The sequence below is a fragment of the Collinsella aerofaciens genome (assembly GCF_015557435.1).
GTDB lineage: Bacteria > Actinomycetota > Coriobacteriia > Coriobacteriales > Coriobacteriaceae > Collinsella > Collinsella aerofaciens_Z.
On the sequence record NZ_JADNOH010000066.1, the window covers coordinates 23,851 to 40,763 of the forward strand.

The 16,913-nt window shown below is 58.6% G+C and carries 12 protein-coding genes and 2 tRNA genes; 12 read left to right on the forward strand and 2 right to left on the reverse strand.

What is annotated here, in order from left to right; translation table 11 throughout:
* Positions 1–178: 178 nt before the first annotated feature.
* Together I2G43_RS06240 and I2G43_RS06245 are read left to right on the forward strand one after the other, a co-directional pair.
* Positions 179–3,394: a hypothetical protein gene (locus I2G43_RS06240; RefSeq protein WP_195535482.1), complete on the forward strand. Its 3,216-nt coding sequence runs from the start codon at positions 179–181 to the stop codon at positions 3,392–3,394.
* 21 nt (positions 3,395–3,415) lie between these two features.
* Positions 3,416–3,634: a hypothetical protein gene (locus I2G43_RS06245; protein WP_195535483.1), complete on the forward strand. Its 219-nt coding sequence runs from the start codon at positions 3,416–3,418 to the stop codon at positions 3,632–3,634.
* Positions 3,635–3,698: 64 nt separating this feature from the next.
* Here the strand turns inward: I2G43_RS06245 and I2G43_RS06250 are convergent, their stop codons facing one another.
* Entirely contained in the window at positions 3,699–7,130 is a 3,432-nt protein-coding gene (locus I2G43_RS06250) for a SpaA isopeptide-forming pilin-related protein (protein ID WP_195535484.1), read from the reverse strand.
* Between the two features lie 297 nt (positions 7,131–7,427).
* Between I2G43_RS06250 and I2G43_RS06255 the strand changes: the two genes are divergently transcribed.
* From I2G43_RS06255 to I2G43_RS06300, 10 genes are all read left to right on the forward strand, one after another.
* Positions 7,428–7,502 (forward strand) — tRNA-Gly (locus tag I2G43_RS06255).
* Between the two features lie 423 nt (positions 7,503–7,925).
* Positions 7,926–9,272: an adenylosuccinate lyase gene (gene purB / locus I2G43_RS06260; RefSeq protein ID WP_195535485.1), complete on the forward strand. Its 1,347-nt coding sequence runs from the start codon at positions 7,926–7,928 to the stop codon at positions 9,270–9,272.
* 128 nt (positions 9,273–9,400) lie between these two features.
* On the forward strand, positions 9,401–9,664 hold the full coding sequence (locus tag I2G43_RS06265; RefSeq protein ID WP_195535486.1) for a TIGR03905 family TSCPD domain-containing protein: 264 nt from the start codon (positions 9,401–9,403) through the stop codon (positions 9,662–9,664).
* A complete protein-coding gene (locus I2G43_RS06270; RefSeq protein WP_195535487.1) occupies positions 9,664–10,875 on the forward strand; it encodes a hypothetical protein in 1,212 nt (403 codons plus the stop codon). Before I2G43_RS06265 ends, I2G43_RS06270 begins: the two co-directional genes overlap by 1 nt.
* A gap of 153 nt (positions 10,876–11,028) precedes the next feature.
* The gene (locus I2G43_RS06275; protein WP_006236208.1) at positions 11,029–11,751 is read left to right on the forward strand and encodes a response regulator transcription factor; all 723 of its coding nucleotides are present in this window, start codon (positions 11,029–11,031) and stop codon (positions 11,749–11,751) included.
* Between the two features lie 11 nt (positions 11,752–11,762).
* The gene (locus I2G43_RS06280) at positions 11,763–13,328 is read left to right on the forward strand and encodes a sensor histidine kinase (protein ID WP_195535488.1); all 1,566 of its coding nucleotides are present in this window, start codon (positions 11,763–11,765) and stop codon (positions 13,326–13,328) included.
* Positions 13,329–13,447: 119 nt separating this feature from the next.
* Positions 13,448–14,326, forward strand: coding sequence for a phosphoribosylaminoimidazolesuccinocarboxamide synthase (locus I2G43_RS06285; RefSeq protein WP_195535494.1), 879 nt, complete (start codon positions 13,448–13,450; stop codon positions 14,324–14,326).
* Positions 14,327–14,902 (forward strand): hypothetical protein, encoded by a 576-nt coding sequence (locus tag I2G43_RS06290; RefSeq protein ID WP_195535489.1) that lies wholly within the window; start codon positions 14,327–14,329, stop codon positions 14,900–14,902.
* Positions 14,903–14,991: 89 nt separating this feature from the next.
* A complete protein-coding gene (locus I2G43_RS06295; protein ID WP_195535490.1) occupies positions 14,992–16,272 on the forward strand; it encodes an aminopeptidase in 1,281 nt (426 codons plus the stop codon).
* Positions 16,273–16,300: 28 nt separating this feature from the next.
* Positions 16,301–16,376 (forward strand) — tRNA-Lys (locus I2G43_RS06300).
* A 350-nt stretch (positions 16,377–16,726) separates the two neighbouring features.
* Here the strand turns inward: I2G43_RS06300 and I2G43_RS10530 are convergent.
* A partial coding sequence (locus I2G43_RS10530; protein ID WP_229071634.1) for a hypothetical protein occupies positions 16,727–16,913 on the reverse strand: 187 nt, incomplete at its 5' end.

Here is a 16,913-nt window from a genome sequence, read left to right on the forward strand (position 1 = left end):
TGGTTTGCTGCCATGATTTTAGTCCGATATGGAGATTAGGCTATATCCTTGTCCGCTCGGGGCGTTAAGATGGCCCGAATTCGGTCGTTTGCGCTCGCTCGGGGTATACTTTCGACTATATACGGTTCTAATGTGCATGCATTGGGCCTATTTGTCGGATTATGGATGTGGAGCGCACATGGCGAACACCCAGAACTATATCAACCACCTGCTGCAGAACGCCGGCATCACGCCGGCATGCAGCGAAGAAGAGCGCTTGGCTGCCGAGGATATCGCTCAGATTTTCCGCAACCATGGCTTTGATCCCGAGGTGCAGGAGTTTAATGCTCCCGCGCCGAGCAGGCTGGCATTTGCTATTACCGGCATCCTTGCGTTTGTCGGCGCCCTGCTTATGGGTATCGGTGGCGGCATCGGCTTGGTCGGTACCCTGCTGGCCATCATCGGTGCCGTGCTCTATGTGCTCGAGCGTACCGGGCATCCCGTGATTTCGGGGCTGGGAAAGACGGGCGTGAGCCAAAATGTCATCGCCTATCACAAGGCTTCTGGCCCGCTCGCGTCCCCGCGCAATCGCCCGGTGGTCGTTGTCGCACATTACGACTCCCCTCGCGCCGAGCTGCTTGCCCGCGAGCCCTATGCTTCGTACCGCGCGCTCATCGCTAAGTTGCTGCCCGTCGCCACGGTTGCCCCCGCTGCCGTCGCCGTCCTGCGTATCCTGCCGCTTCCCGGCGCGCTCAAGGTTCTGCTGTGGATCGTCGCGATTCTCGCCTCTCTCGTTGCGCTCGCCAACGCGGCAAACATCATCTCCAATCGCTACATCCTTCCCTATACGTCCGGCGCGGTGTGCAACAAATCTTCTGTCGCCGCTTTGCTTGGCGTTATGGACAATGTCGCCCCCTTCCAGGGCGAGAATGAGTTCCCCGACGATGTTCCGTTCGACACCTATTTTAGTGAGCAAAAACGTCGCGCCGAGGAGATGGCACGTGCGGCGGCGGAATATGCCGCGGCCCAGCAGCAAAACGACTATGGCAACACCATTGAGTACGAAGAGCCTACCTACGAGGAGGACGAGTTTGGCCAGCCGATCGCTTCCGATGATCAGCTCGAGTCCAAACAAGGCGAGGCTTTCGACGAGCAGATCGATGGCTTTGAGGGTGCATCTGCCGACGAGACGCTGATCGGCTCCATTGTGCCCGAGGCACAGGGCCAGGCTGTCCAAGTCGAAGAGCCTGCTGCCGAGGTTCCCGCTGCCGAGTCGGCGGAGGAGTCTGTTGTGGTCGAGCCCAGCGAGCCTGAGCCTAAGCTCTATCGCAATGCCGCCGGCAACATCCGCTTTGGTTCGGATGCCATCCGCGCACTCGGCATGCTTCCCGAGTCCTGTACGCTCGATTACGAGGAGGGCGAGGAGCCGACATTCGAGCCCGAGCCTGCCCCCGTCGCGGATGCACCTGCACCCGCCGCTGTTGCGGACGACGGGTCCGCTGCGGCTTCTCCTGCCGTTGCGGAGTCCGAGGCTATGCCTGCAATCGATCCCGCAGCGGGACTGGACATTCTGGCACCCGCCGCGCCGGCGCAGGACGTCGCGGACGAGTCTGACGATGATTATGCCGAGCAACCGCGACGCGTGTCTTACGAGAGTGATACCGATTTCTCGGCCGAGATTCCCGCGGCGACGCCCCATGCCGATATTGCATCCGCCTTCTCTTCGATTGGGGCCAGTGCTTCCAGCTTCTTTAAGGGTGCATTTGCAAAGGGCAAGAAATTCATCGACGACTTTGAGGAAAAGCGCGCCATCGCACGCGAGGCTGCCGAGCAGGAGGCTATCGCTCAGCAGCAGGCAGCCGAGGCGGAGCGTGAGCGTGCGGCGCAGGAGTTCGAACAGAACGAGGCTCAGCAGCCCGTGGCCGTCGACGCTGCCGAAGCTACGACGTCTTTTGAGTCCCAGCAACCGGCATCCGCTGATGTTGTTGAGGCGACGACGTCTTTCGAGCCCCAGCAGCCCGTTGATGGCACCATGTCGTTCGACGCCGCGCAGTTCGATGCCACGATAACGTTTGAAAAACAGGGCACCGCGATTGCTGAGCCCCTTGAGGCTTCCGATGATCAGGCCGCTGTGGCAAACGATGCCGAGACCGCCGATGCGGTTGAAGTCCCGGATGCTGCCGAAGACCAGGTCGTTGAGGTCAGTGCTGAGGAAGAGCAGCACGTAGCGGTTGAGCAGAACGATTCGGCCGAGGTCGAGCAGGATGAGGCAGCTGTGGTCTCCGAGGTTTCCGAGGCGCCCGAGACGGACGAGTCGAGACCTTACTCCACGCAGATTTTCACCATGCCGACTCCGGGTGGTTCTGGCTCCACGGTTGCCAACGTCGCCCCCACTCAGGACGAAACGGTCGATTCCCTCATGGCGCAGATTTCGTCTCAGGCCACGCCGCGCCCGCAGATGAATGTTCCCGATCCGGCGTCAGTTCCGGTGCCTACGCCCTCCTCGTCGCCGTTGGCTTCGGTTCCCGATCCGTCGCTGCCGTCGATGAAGCAGGCTAACGTTGCGTCTCGCACGTCACTGTTCGACCTTCCCGACCCCTCGGCTCAGGTCGATGACCCCTTCGCGACGGCGCAGGGTCCCGAGCCCACGTCGGCGCCCGTTGCACCTTCCATGCCCGTCGCGTCGGGCTCGCAGCCGCTCGAGACCATCTCGGCTCCCGCTTCGGCCGCGCCCAAGCCCCGCAAGCGCGGTCTGGGCGGTCTGTTTGGTCGTAAAAAGAAAAACGATCAGGACAGCATGAGTGACTGGCTGGGTGTCGAAGACGATTACGATGCTAAGAAGTCTGGCCGCGGTATCGGCTCGTGGGATAACTTCGAGGACGATAACGACGGCTGGAAGGGCGGCGCCACGTCTTCCGATGGTGCATCTGACGAGGACATGCTCTCGGCTGTCGCTTCTATGGGCGATGACGAACTGCTTGGTCACGATATCTGGTTTGTGGCGACGGGTGCCTCGGATTGTGATGGCGCCGGCATGAAGGCGTTCTTGGCCTCGCATCGCGATAAGCTCCGCGGCGTATTCTTCATCAATCTTGAATCCGTCGGCGCCGGTAGGCTTTCGGTAGTGACGGTCGAGGGCGAGCAGCAGCTGCTTAAGGGCGACCGCCGCATCATGAATCTGGTCAGCAAGGTCTGCAAGTCGTTCCATGTCGATTGTGGTGCGCTCGAGATGCCCTATGCCAAGACCGATGCCTATGCCGCACTCGAGGCGAGCCGTCGTGCCCTCACCATCGCCGGTGTGGACGGCACGCGCCTGGCTTGTGCTCGCACCGAGGACGACCTGCCCCACAACGTTAACCCGACGAACATTGCCACGGTATCCGAGGTCGTGACCGAGGTTATCCGCCGTTCGTAGGCGGAGCTCTAAGGAGTCAACGTGTTTTCGTTCATTAAACGTCATTGGCCTGTTTATTTGATTCTGACCCTTATTGCCGTCGCTTTGGGATTTGGGGCTGCCTATATCGTGGGTGTAAAGGGGTCGACCCCCGCATCCGCAATCAGCGAAGAGGTGGAGCAAGAGCAAAGTACGGGTGCCGATGGAATCCCCGAGTCCGAGCAGGCGCTCGTCGACAGCGGATCTTCATCTGCAGAATAGCCGCGGCACTTTACATGGCTAAAAGCGGGCGAACCGGGAGACTGGTTCGCCCGCTTTTTATGCATTAGCGCTTCTTTGGGATCGACCTAAGGCGAGCGAACCATAGGGCTGCCGCACCCGAGGTCAGGAGCGCGGTGATGCAGGCAGCGATGGGAACTGATCCTGTTGCCGGTAGGTCCTGCGGTAGGGTGCAGCGCTGAATGACGCGGTCCTCGTCATGTGACTCAAGTTTATCGCCGCCGCCGTTGCGGCAAAGATCGACGCGTGCGCTGTTGATGAGCGCAGTTTGGGGTGTATAAGCCGATGTCGTCTGCATGTGCACAACTGCGCCCCGGGCGTCTGTGCCAAGGGTTGCCTTGGCGTCATCGAGATCGTCATGTTCGTTTTTAAGGTCTTCGCGCTTCCAAGAATCTTCGTCGCACCTGGTTGCAAAGTCGGCGTCTACCGCACCGTACTCAAGGCGAATGCCCGTTACGATGGTATCGACGGGAAGGTCGAGCTCATTTACCTCAAGCGTGATTGATTTTGTGGTCGGGACATCGGTTTTCCAGAGTTGCCAGCCTTCGTAATCAACGAGACGGCGGTCCTCGCCCAGGCTCTCTTTAACTTCGTCGGACTCAAGCCAGGGGTTTTCATGTCCATCGTTAAGCGTCGCGTTTGCCTGCTCGTCGATGTCTGACGAGCCCAGCGGCGTTGTGCGGTACCACACGTTGCACAGACCGTTGAGGTCGCCGATGGCAATAGGGGTTTCGATTGAGACGAGTCTTGCCGTGCCGTCCTTGGCGCACTCAAGATCATCGGTAATCGTGAACTCATCAACCCAGGTGGTCGACTCGTTTCGCGCATCGACGGTGTAGGAGAAAAACCCTTCCGCATCGGCTTGTGTCGCGGCGCGGTTTTTGCCATCGCCGTTAGCCAAGAGGCCATCCCCGGTGGGCTGGGCAATTTCTTGACGTTTGTCGACCTGCCCCTTGATCTCGATCGGCGCGTCCTTCATTGCGAAAGATTGGACTTCTCCCGTAGCCTTCACTTCAAACGTTATCTCCTCAGCAAGGTCGTAGGTCCGCGGGGACATCATTTCGCGCAATGTGTAGGTGCCGGGCGCAAGATGTCCGATGCGGTGCGGCTTATCGGATGAGGTCCAGGAGTCTATTCCGGTTTCGTCTTGTCCATATAGGGTGAGCTGAGCGCCCTCCACCTCTTGTTTTCCGGTTAGGTCGACTTTTGAGATATCGATCTTGGTGAAATCGTCGGATACTCCGAGATGGGCTTCGATGACGGACGTTGTCTGGTCGGCATATGACAGCTCGACCGTATGGGGACTTTGGTCTAGGAGATATCCTTCGGGCGCTTGGGTCTCAACGACTTCGTAGCATGCGGTTCCACATCCCAGCGAAAGATGGCTCGCACGGGCGGACCCTTGCTCGTCAGTAGTTACGGTGGCGACGGTTTCACCATCCAGGGCAACGATACTGCCGTCAGGGCGAATAATATCGCCTGCAGCTCGGATGTCAAACACGGCCCCCATGAGCTTGCGCTCGTCGGTAGCGTCGGACTTTACGATTTCGATGCTTCCGGTTGCCGCATCGTCGAAGTATGAGGCAATCGCAACGGGCGTTAGATACCTGTCGGCGGGGATTGTTATCTCGAGATCCTCTCCGACAAGATAAGGTTTCTTTGCCGAGACTTCTCGCACGTAGTAGGTACCCGGGTTAAGAGACTCGGGCAGCGTGACGGTACCAGTTGCGTCGGTCGTAAAGGTGTTCAGGACATTGTGGGTCGGATACCAGCACGTTTGTGAGATGGGCTCGTGGTTGCTGTCGAGCAACTGGAAGCTAAAGCCGGCAAGGGGAACTGCGGCACCGGTCTGAGCGTCGCGCTTAACAATCTGGAGATGCGTCGACAGGGCATGGTTGTCCACGATGTACTGAAGCTCGGCACCGTCGGCAATCTGTTCAGCCGAGACGGCCCATTCTCCTGCCTGTTTAAAGCCTTCGGGGACGGATTCTGGGACCTCCCGAAGTGTATAGCCGGCACGGTCGTAGGGGATGGCTCCGTGGGCGCCATCGGGTCGCTTGCCGGCGCCGAACCATGCTTCGGGCTGGTCTTTGGTAGAGGCAAAACCATAGATATTTGTGGTCAACGTGCCAACAACCTGTTGTGAGCTATTGCTGATGACTTCAAAGACAACGCCTTCAGCGGGCTGTTCCAAGCCAGACTGATCGCTGTTGCCATGATCTTTAAATTTGGAAATCTCAAGGTCAAATGCAATCGGAATATCTGAAATGCGCGATTCGAGCTCGACGACGCCCGAATCGCCCAACTGGTCGGCTCCAACGGTGTAGGTCCAGCTGTCGCTGGGTAGCAGGTAGCCCTCGGGGGCCTTCGACTCATAGATGGTGAAGGTTCCAAGGGGAACGTTATCAAGGGTTGCTCGACCGGTTTCGTCGGTCGTGAGGGTTTGCGTCCATCCGGGGGTGGATTGAGAGACGCAGGTAAACTCGGCGCCGGCGAGCGAGGCCCCCGCTTGGGCTCCGGCACCCGTTGCGGCGTCAAGCTTTATGATGCGTAGCGTGATGGTGCCTGGCTGCTCATCGATTGTGACATGGCCACCACCGCCCTCCGTGGTAAAGGGGATGCGGTCGCGTCGAGGGATATAGCCTGCCGGTGCCTTTGTCTCTACCAGGTAGTATGCCGTGTTGGGTAAAAGTGTTGCCTGCGCTTGACCGTTGCTGTTCATTTTGATGGTGCCGACGCGCACGTCGCCGGCGCTCTCAAAAACATCGAATGTTGCCCCGTCAAGCTGATAAGTATTGTTTCCGTTGGTAATGGCAGCGTTTGCAGACTGCTTTTGGAAAGAAACAGAGACCGCTGGCAGCACGTAGAGCATGTCTTGACGTTTGCTGCCGCCCGATATGGGTCCCAAATAGCGCCGTGCGCGGTGCGGAGCGGCTTTGATGCCTCCCGATTTTGCATTGTCGTGAAGCCACCGTGCGGCAGCCACAACCTCATTGTCGGCGGTAAAATGCCCGCTCTTTGTTTTGCCTTGAGCTGTTGTATAGGAGTAAGTGCCGTCGATATGGGTGGTGCCGTTAAGCATCCATACGGCAAGTTGAGTGGCGGCACGGGCGCGATCGGGCGACAGGCTGTAACCGCCAAACGACGTTGCGGAAGGATATCCGTGACAAACGATCGCCGCGAACTCGTCGTCGAGCCATACCCAGCCCTGATCAAAGTTGAGCCATGGGCCACCCGGCTTGGTGGGACCGGGACGTTCCTGGTTCATACAGTACGCGATTGAGGCGTCTTGAGCCTCGTACTTACCGATGAAGAAGGGCCCACAATCGTCGCTAATGGTGCGAAAGCCGAGCTGATCGTACCCGTCGATGGCAAGTGCGGGTCTCGGAGCCAAGCAACTGATGAGTAGGAAGAGGAGTAGGAGCAGCGGGCCTGTTGCGATTGCGCTGTGGACAGAGTGCGTGGGTGCGTTGGACATGGCTGCTCCTTATCCCTCGTGCGCCGCACGGGGAGGCTGCGGCGCTTGGGACGAGGCTACCCCCGAGGTTCATGCGGGTAAGTACCGGAAGCTGACCAAAAGCTTGCCCGATTTCCGACAAATTGGGTTCATATGGAACAATCAAATAAAACCGCAGGTAAAAGATGGTGAAATAAGGACACCAGAGGTCCCTGTCTCCACAATTGGACTGTTTTTCAGACGATTCTCCACAGCTAAAACAAGCATCGACACCCTTGTATCGAACAAGACAACCGCGTTATACTAGCCAACACACAAGCGGGCATCGCCAAGTGGCAAGGCATCAGCTTCCCAAGCTGACACTCGCGGGTTCGAGTCCCGTTGCCCGCTCCAAAAAAGTTAAAGCACGATACCGTTCCGGTGCCGTGCTTTTTTCAATAAAGTGCCGGGACTCGAACCCGACAGGGTGCGAGCGTTAAATAAACGCGAAGCGTTTATAGCGAGCAGGCGAAGGCGCCGCAAGGTGCCTGAAGCCGGTGCGCGTCCGCGACGCGGACGCGCGGACGTCCCGTTGCCCGCTCCACCGAGCATGGCAGATTTCGGGAGTGCGGATTCAGCCCGCCTTGCCCTCGCATGTTCCCGAGCCCGGATTCGCCGACCGCAGCCGGTGCGGATTTGCGAAGCAAATACGCGGACGTCCCGTTGCCCGCTCCAATCTCAAAATGTTAGGTTGATGCCCGTAGCTCATACGGGCACCTGCGCACGGTACAATAGTCGAGTTACGACCAACGTGCCAATAACCAAAAAGGAGCCGCTATGATCGATCGCTATACCCGCCCGGAGATGGGACACATCTTCTCCCTCGAGAACAAGTACGCCATTTGGCAGGAGATCGAGGTCCTGGCCTGCGAGGCCCAGGCGGAGCTCGGCAAGATCGGTATTTCCAAAGACGAAGCCCAGTGGATTCGCGACCACGCCAACTTCGAGAAGGCAAAGGTCGACGAGATCGAGGAAGTCACGCGCCACGACGTCATCGCCTTCCTGACCAACATGAAGGAGTATATCGATGCCGACGTTCCCGAGGGCGAGCCCAAGCCCAGCCGCTGGGTTCACTACGGCATGACCAGCTCCGACCTGGGTGATACGGCTCTGTGCTATCAGCTCACTCAGGCTTGCGACCTTATCATCGAGGACGTCAAGAAGCTCGGCGAGATCTGCAAGCGTCGCGCCTTCGAGGAGCGCAACACGCTCTGCGCCGGCCGTACTCATGGCATCCATGCCGAGCCGATGACCTTCGGTATGAAGTTTGGCTCTTGGGCCTGGGAGCTCAAGCGCGATCTGGACCGTCTTGAGGACGCCCGTAAGAACGTTGCTTTCGGTGCCATCTCGGGCGCTGTCGGCACGTACAGCTCCATCGAGCCGTTTGTCGAGGAGTATGTCTGCGAGCACTTAGGTCTGGTTCATGATCCGCTGTCCACGCAGGTCATCAGCCGCGACCACCACGCCTACCTCGCCGGTGTGCTCGCTACCACGGCAGCTACCTGCGAGCGCATTGCGACCGAGGTTCGCAACCTGCAGAAGACCGATACGCTCGAGGCCGAGGAGCCGTTCCGCAAGGGTCAAAAGGGCAGCTCCGCCATGCCGCACAAGCGCAACCCCATCACCATGGAGAAGGTCTGCGGCCTGTCGCGCGTCGTGAAGTCCAACGCCCAGGTTGCCTTCGACAACGTTGCCCTGTGGCACGAGCGTGACATTTCGCACTCCTCTGCCGAGCGCGTCGCCCAGGCCGACAGCTTTATCGCCCTTGACCACATGTTCCAGTGCCTCATCCGCGTCATCGATGGCCTGCAGCTGTACCCTGCCCGCATGGTGGCCAACCTCAACAAGACCCGCGGCCTTATCTTCTCTTCCAAGGTGCTGCTGGCTCTCGTCGACACGGGCATCACCCGCGAGGACGCCTACGCCATCGTTCAGGAGAACGCTATGGCAACCTGGCATGAGGTGCAGGATTGTGTCTCCGGCCCCACCTTTAAGGAGCGCCTCGAGGCGGATCCGCGCTGCACCGTCAGCCAGGAGAAGCTCGACGAGATCTTCGATCCGTGGGACTTCCTCACTCGTATCGATACGGTCTTCGACCGTCTGGAGCAGCTGAGCTTCGAGTAGGCTCTGCCGCGACATTAACTTGTTTGGGCGCTTTGCTGGTAATGTGTGTTGCCGGCAAAGCGCCTTGTTGTATCCGAGAATAGACAGCGATAATAAGTGACTTACTGTGTATTTGAGAGGGGATCGCAATGATTAGTTTTGACTACAAGCCGCAGGGCGTGTGCGCTCGCAATATTCACCTCAATCTCTCTGACGACGGCAGCAAGGTGCTGGGCGTCGAGTTTACCGGCGGTTGCGATGGTAATCTCAAGGCCATCTCTAAGCTGGTCGAGGGTGCTCCTTCCGATCGCGTGATTGAGGTTCTCGCCGGAAACACGTGCGGCATGAAGAAGACTTCCTGCGCCGATCAGCTTACGCGCGCCATCGAGGCCGCCCGCGCCGAGATCGCCTAATGGGCATTACCGACTACATTAAGAACGGAATATCGCGTCGCGGTTTCGTGCTTGGTGGGACTGCCGCCGGCGCTGCCACGCTGCTCGCTGGATGCTCGAAAAAAACGGGCACCAGCGATGATGCCGCCGGTGAGCCTCAGGTCATCAAGGACGATTCCAAGATCGTCTCGATTACAGATGAATACGAGGCCGTCGACATTGACCTTGAGCCCGCAGCCTCGTGGACGCTGCCGCTGGGCACGCTGCTGTATTACTGCGATGGCGACTACGCTGCCGCGATGATGGCGCCTGCTTCTGCCCTGCATGCCAATACACTCGGCGTGCTCAACCTGGGCGATGGCTCGCTCACCACGCTTATCGAGGATCCCATTGAGGGGACCGGGTACGCGTTTTACGATGTCCGTGCCGGCGATGGCGTGTTTACGTGGGTTGAGATGAACTTTGCCAATTCATCGTGGAAGCTCTACGCTCAAAATCTGTCAGGAGCTTCGCTTGCCGGTGATGTGGTTGAACTCGACCGGGGCGGCAAGGACTACGATCCGCCGTTGTTCACGGCGTTCGGGTCATCGGTCGTCTGGTATAAGATGCCTTCGTCGAGTGGCAATAAAACGAGCAACGATTCGTTCTGCTATCGCCGCTCAGTCGATGAGTCCAAGGCCGAGACAATTTGGAAATCGACGGGTCGCTTTGCATCCGCCCCGCGCGTGAGTGACGGCATCTTGACCATCTCTCCGCGCGTCCACAACGACGAGGGCGTCTACTACGGTATGACGGCAATCGATCTGACCGACGGCAACAACACCAAGCGTGCCCAGCTGGTTCTCCCCTCGTCGGTCTCGCCTTTCGAGGCCGTGTATATGGGCGATACCTTTGTGTTTTCCATCGAGGCGACCTATAGCGGCGTGGGCAGCCTGGGCAATATGGGCACGTATATCGGCAACGAGGGCGGGCCGTACCTTTTCCTGTCGCGCGAGCCGCTTGCGTGTGCTGCCGGCAAGAAGAATAAATACCTCGTTAAGGTCCAGGCATCGCATTTCCTAATCGATACCTCTGCCAAAACCTACGGCTCGCTGTTGTCGCCCGATCGTGCTTTGGAATATGGCGATTATCCTGCTACGGCGGGAAAATCGGACTCATTCCTTACCTATGCGACGGTGCGAAACAGCCAGGGTATACCCGAGACGGTTACCGCACGTCTATTCTCTCTTTGACCTTAGAGGGGTTAAAAAGGCGTCAACAGGGGAATAAGCGCGTTGTAATTGTGAGTACCGCCCGCCGAGCTGCCGTACCATAGCGGCGCTCGGTGGGCTCAGGTGCGTTAAAATGGGCTTGTTCTTAGCTAATTGAGACAGGGGGGCCGTGTTATGGCTTCAGATGCAAAAAAGATTCTGTTGGTCGAGGATGAGAAGGCAATCCGTGACGCTGTCGCTGCCTATCTCGAGCGCGAGGGCTACTGGGTTGTGGGCGTCGGTGACGGTCAGTCCGCGATCGAGGAGTTCGAGAAGCATCAGTTCGACCTGGTTGTGCTCGACCTTATGCTCCCCAAGATTCCCGGCGAGCGCGTTTGCCGCACCATTCGCGATACCTCGGATGTCCCCATTATCATGCTGACGGCCAAGGGCGAGATCGAGGACCGTATTATCGGTCTCGAGCTCGGTGCCGACGATTATCTGATCAAACCGTTCTCGCCGCGCGAGCTTGTCGCCCGCGTCCGCGCTCTGTTCCGTCGTGCCCATCAGGCCGATGAGCCCGCCGTCGAGGTGCTCGACTTCGGTGATCTGGTCATCGACATCTCCGGCCACAAGATTCTGGTCGAGGGCAAGGAAGTCGATCTGACGGCTTCTGAGTTCAAGCTGCTCACCACGCTTGCCCGTCACCCCGGTCGCGTCTATAACCGCATGGAGCTGGTCGAGAAGGTGCTCGGGTACGACTTTGAGGGTTACGAGCGTACCATCGACAGCCACGTGAAGAACCTCCGCGCCAAGCTGGGCGACGATCCCAAGAAGCCCAAGTGGCTCTACACCGTCCACGGCGTTGGCTATCGTTTTGAGGCTCCGGCCAAGACCGATAAGTCGGACGAGAAATAAGGTAATCGCATATGACACCTGCGCGCTTTGAAATCGGACAAAAGCACAAGCAGGAGAGCGAGGCGGGTTCCAAGGCAAGTTGGAACACGCCTCGTTCCGATTCACGGCCGACGATGAGCTATCCCTCGCGTATGGCCCTGGCTTTTGCTTTGACATCGCTCATGACGGTACTGGTACTGGTGGGCGTTGTCTCCGTTGTATGGGGTACGGTTTTTACGGACTACACGCGCTCCAATATCGTCGAGATCGCCAATTCCGCTGCCGAAAAGCTTGCGACATCGTACGAGGAAAACGGCAACTGGACCGCGGGCGAGCTTCGCACGGTCGCGACATCGAGCCTGGTGTCCGACGATCTTGGCATGCAAGTCGTCAATAAAAAGGGCGTTATCGTCTACGACGACTCGTGGCCTTCGGCTAGCGCTACCGCCGATGTGCGCGAAAATCAGGCAACGACCGACGACACGAGTGGCAAGAGGGCATCGCACAGCCCGGTCTCCTCCGCCCCCACCGACTCCGACAGCGTGGCCAACGTCGAGATCGTAACGTCCTCCGGCGAGCATGTGGGCCAGGTCAAATTGTGGGCAATCGGCTCCGACGCCCTGCTTACCAAGGCGGATTCTGCGTTTAGGGAGAAGACCTTTAACGCCATGGCGCTCGCCGCGGTTGTGGCCATCTGCATTTCGGTCGTTATCGGATCGCTCGTGTCGCGCATGCTCACCAAGCCGATTCATCGTATTACGAGCACGGCCAAGCAAATTCGCGATGGCGATCTGTCCGCTCGTACTGGTTTGCGCGGTGATGACGAGATTGATCAGCTGGGTGAGACCTTCGATGAGATGGCCACTTCGCTCGAGAAGGATATGAAACACGAGAAGCGCCTGACCTCAGATGTTGCACACGAGCTTCGCACGCCGCTTATGGCCATGCTCGCAACGGTCGAGGCCATGCAGGATGGCGTGTATCCCACCGACGATGAGCATTTGGAGACCGTTGCCTCCGAGACGCGCCGCCTGGCCCGTCTGGTGCAGCAGATGCTCGACCTGTCGCGTATGGAAAACAGCACCGCGCCGCTCAATCTTGAACCGGTGGACATGGTGCCGTTCGTGCGTTCGATCGTGAATGGTCAGGAGCGTCTATTTGCCGACCGCGATCTGCGTCTGCGCTTTGCGGATGAAACCCAGGGCCATGACGATGTCGTCGAGGCCGATCCCGATATGATCACCCAGTGCGTCATCAACCTCCTGAGCAACGCCATGCGCTATACCCCCGAGGGCGGCTGGGTCGTGGTGTCGGTGCTCAGCGACCGCAAGCATGTCAACATCGCGGTTTCGGATACCGGTATCGGTATTGCCAAAGACGACCTGTCGCGCATCTTCGGTCGTTTTTGGCGCGCCGACGCCAGTCGTGCCCGCGAGGCGGGCGGCCTGGGCGTGGGCCTTGCCGTGACCAAGCAGATCGTCGAGCGCCATCATGGCTACATATCCGTGGAGTCGGAGCTTGGAAAGGGTACGACTTTTACGATTCATCTGCCTCGCGAGCACACGGCGGACGCGGCATCTACTACAATGGAGCACTAGCTTTTCGCTATTCGGTGAAGGAGGGGGTTTCGTCCCTGCCGCTCCGGGTTTGCGAAAACGTGCGGGAAAGAGCCCGCATTACTGTCGTATTTTGGTAAGGAGTGACTCACGTGACAACGATGGAGCGTCGTCCGGATTCCCGTGGCAAGGTTCGTGATATCTACGATGCCGGTGAAAACCTGCTGATGGTCGCCACCGACCGCATTTCTGCGTTCGACTTCATTCTTCCCGACGAGATTCCGTTTAAGGGAGAGGTGCTCAACCGCATCTCGGCATTCTGGTTCGATAAATTTGCCGACATTGTTCCCAACCACCTCGTCTCCATCGACCCGGCGGATTTCCCCGAGGAGTTTGCCGAGTATCGTGACTATCTCGCCGGTCGCGCCATGCTGGTCAAGAAGGCCCAGACGATTCCTATCGAGTGCATCGTCCGCGGCTATCTGACAGGTTCGGGTAAGAAGACCTATGACGAGAACGGCACCGTCTGCGGCATTCAGCTGCCCGAGGGCCTGACCGAGGCCTCTAAGCTTCCCGAGCCGCTGTTCACGCCGTCCACGAAGGCCGAGATCGGCGACCACGACGAGAACATCTCGTTCGAGCGTTGCTGCGAAATCGTGGGCGAGGATATTGCCGAGCAGATCCGCGACCTGTCCCTCAAGATTTACAAGGCTGCTGCCGAGTATGCAGCGACCCGTGGCATCATCATTGCCGACACCAAGTTCGAGTTTGGTGTCATCGATGGCAAGGTCACGCTGATCGACGAGTGCCTCACGCCTGACTCCAGCCGTTTCTGGCCTGCCGCCAGCTACGAGGAGGGCAAGATTCAGCCCAGCTACGACAAGCAATTCGTCCGCAATTGGCTCAAAGCCAACTGGGATATGACGGGGGAGACCCCGCACCTGCCCGCCGAGGTCATCGATGGCACGTCCGAGCGCTATCGCGAGGCCTTCCAGATCATCACGGGCTCCCAGTTCACAAGCATGAAGGAGAACGCATAAGTGAGTACCCGTAGCGCCACGAACAAGCGCACGCAATCCCACGAGGTTACCGGGGTTGCGCGCAAGTCCGCCGCATCCGCCAAGCCCGTCCGTCAGGCAGCGAGCTCTGTCCGCGTCGTGCCGGCTTCGTCTAAGGCACGCCGCAAAGAGCTCGAGAAGGGCGAGAACCTCGAGGGCCTCTCTAAAGAGGAGAAGCGCGCCCGCAAGGCTAAGCAGCGCGCCAAGGAGGATCGCATCTACACGGTGTCGAATATCCTTCTCAAGCAGGATGAGGACTACACCAAGCGCCGCCGCATCTGGTGGGCCGTGCTCGCTATCGGCATGGTGCTCGTCGTGGCCATTTGGGCTTCGCTGTACTTCGCTCCCGCTGGCATGGTGTCCAGCCCCGTCCAGATGGTCGGCATCGTTTTGTCCTATGTCATCATCCTGGGTGACTTTATCTACGACTTCGTTCGTATCCGTCCCCTGCGCAACATGTACCGCACGCAGGCCGAGGGCATGTCCGAGAACAAGCTCAACGCTCTTATTGAGCGCGCGGCTGCCGAGGAGGACAAGAAGGACTCCAAGAAGAAGTAGCGTTTGTATTCATACATATCGCTAAGATATAAGGCGCGTCGTTTTAGCGGCGCGCCTTTTTACTGTTCTATAGATAGATGGAGTGGCACATGATTCGAGCTGCCCTGACGGTCGAAGAAGCCCTGGAGGGCATGAAGGCCCTGGAGCCCAAGATTAAAAACTATGCGCGCCTGGTTGTCCGCAAGGGCGTAAACGTCAAGCCCGGCCAGGAGGTTGTCGTTCAGTCTCCGGTCGAGTGCGCGCCCTTTGCCCGCGTGGTGGTCGCGGAGGCTTATGCCGCCGGCGCTGGTCACGTGACGGTCATTTGGGCCGATGATGCCGTGACGAGGCTCACGTACGAGCATGTCGATAAAAGCTATTTTGAGCAGACGCCCGAGTGGAAGCGCCTGCAGCTGGATTCCCTGGCCCAGGACGGCGCCTGCTTTATCTTTATCGAGGGTGCGGACCCTGCCGCCCTTAAGGGCATCGATCCCGCCAAGCCTGCTGCAGCTTCTAAGGCAAGGAATACGCAGTGCAAGGTCTTCCGCCGTGGACTGGACTACAACATCAACCCGTGGTGCATCGCTGGCGCTCCGGTCGTGGCATGGGCGCGCGAGGTGTTCCCGGGAGACGCCGATGAGGTTGCAATCTATAAGCTGTGGAATGCGATTCTGCACACCGCTCGTGCCGATGGCCAGGACCCGGAGAGCGACTGGGAGCTTCATGACGCGGCATTCGAAAAGAACCTGCGTTTCCTGAACGACAATCGTTTTGACCGCCTACATTACACCGCGGCAAATGGAACCGATCTGACGATTGGCATGACGAAGGGTCACGAGTGGGCCGGCGGCAAGGGTAAGACGCCCGATGGACACCCCTTCTTCCCCAACATCCCCACCGAGGAGGTCTTCACCTCGCCTGATCGTATGCGTGCCGACGGTATCGTGTATTCGGCTATGCCGCTCATTCACCACGGTAACAAGGTTGACGATTTTTGGATTAAGTTCGAGGCCGGCCGCGTAGTGGACTACGATGCCCGTGTGGGCAAGGCGACGCTTGCGAGCATTATTGACACCGATGAAGGTGCCGCTCATCTGGGCGAGGTCGCGCTCATTTCCAAGAACACTCCGATCCGCGAAAGCGGCGTTCTGTTCTATGACACGCTCTATGACGAGAATGCCAGCTGCCACCTTGCGTTGGGCGTCGGTTTCCCCGAGTGCATCGAAGGCGGATACGACATGTCCAAAGAGGAACTTCTGGAGCATGGCGTCAACGTTTCGAGCACGCATGTCGACTTTATGATCGGCACAGACGACATCGATATCACGGGCATTACGCCTGATGGACGTGAAGTTGTGATTTTCCAGAACGGCCAATGGAGTTGGGAATAGTCCCAGACCGTGGTACAATGCCACCCGCGGGCCGTTAGCTCAGCTGGCAGAGCAGGGGACTTTTAATCCCAAGGTCCAGGGTTCGAACCCCTGACGGCCCACCATAGAAAAGAAAGCGATCGACTCCGGTTGGTCGCTTTTTTGTTGCCGGTGCATGGGTTCGAACCCGAAAGGGCGCGGAGCTGAGGAAACGCGTGAGCGTTTGCCAGCGCAGCGCGCAAGGCGCGAAGCGCCGCGGCGGCCGCCTGCGAAGCAGGCCGAACCCCTGACGGCCCACCATAGAAAAGAAGGCGATCGACTCCGGTTGGTCGCTTTTTTGTTACCGCCGCATGGGTTCGAACCCGGTTTTCTCTATATATAAGAACGCTTGGCGAACAAAACCTGCCTTTTACCGACAGGAAACAAATAGCTGATGCTTTTGGAGTAAAGTGGCGCACCAGAGATGACCGATGCCTTAACACCTATAAAACAGCTGGTCATCGCCAATATCAGAAGCCGATGCTTCAGTTTTAACCTCAGTGATGCGGCTGAGGGATCTATTCATTTGTGAACAAAATATGGAGTGCGCGATTCCCGCCCACGGGTGCCCTCCGGTCTGGCAATATATCTCCTTGCCGCGCGGCCCGGTCGGACCGGATGAG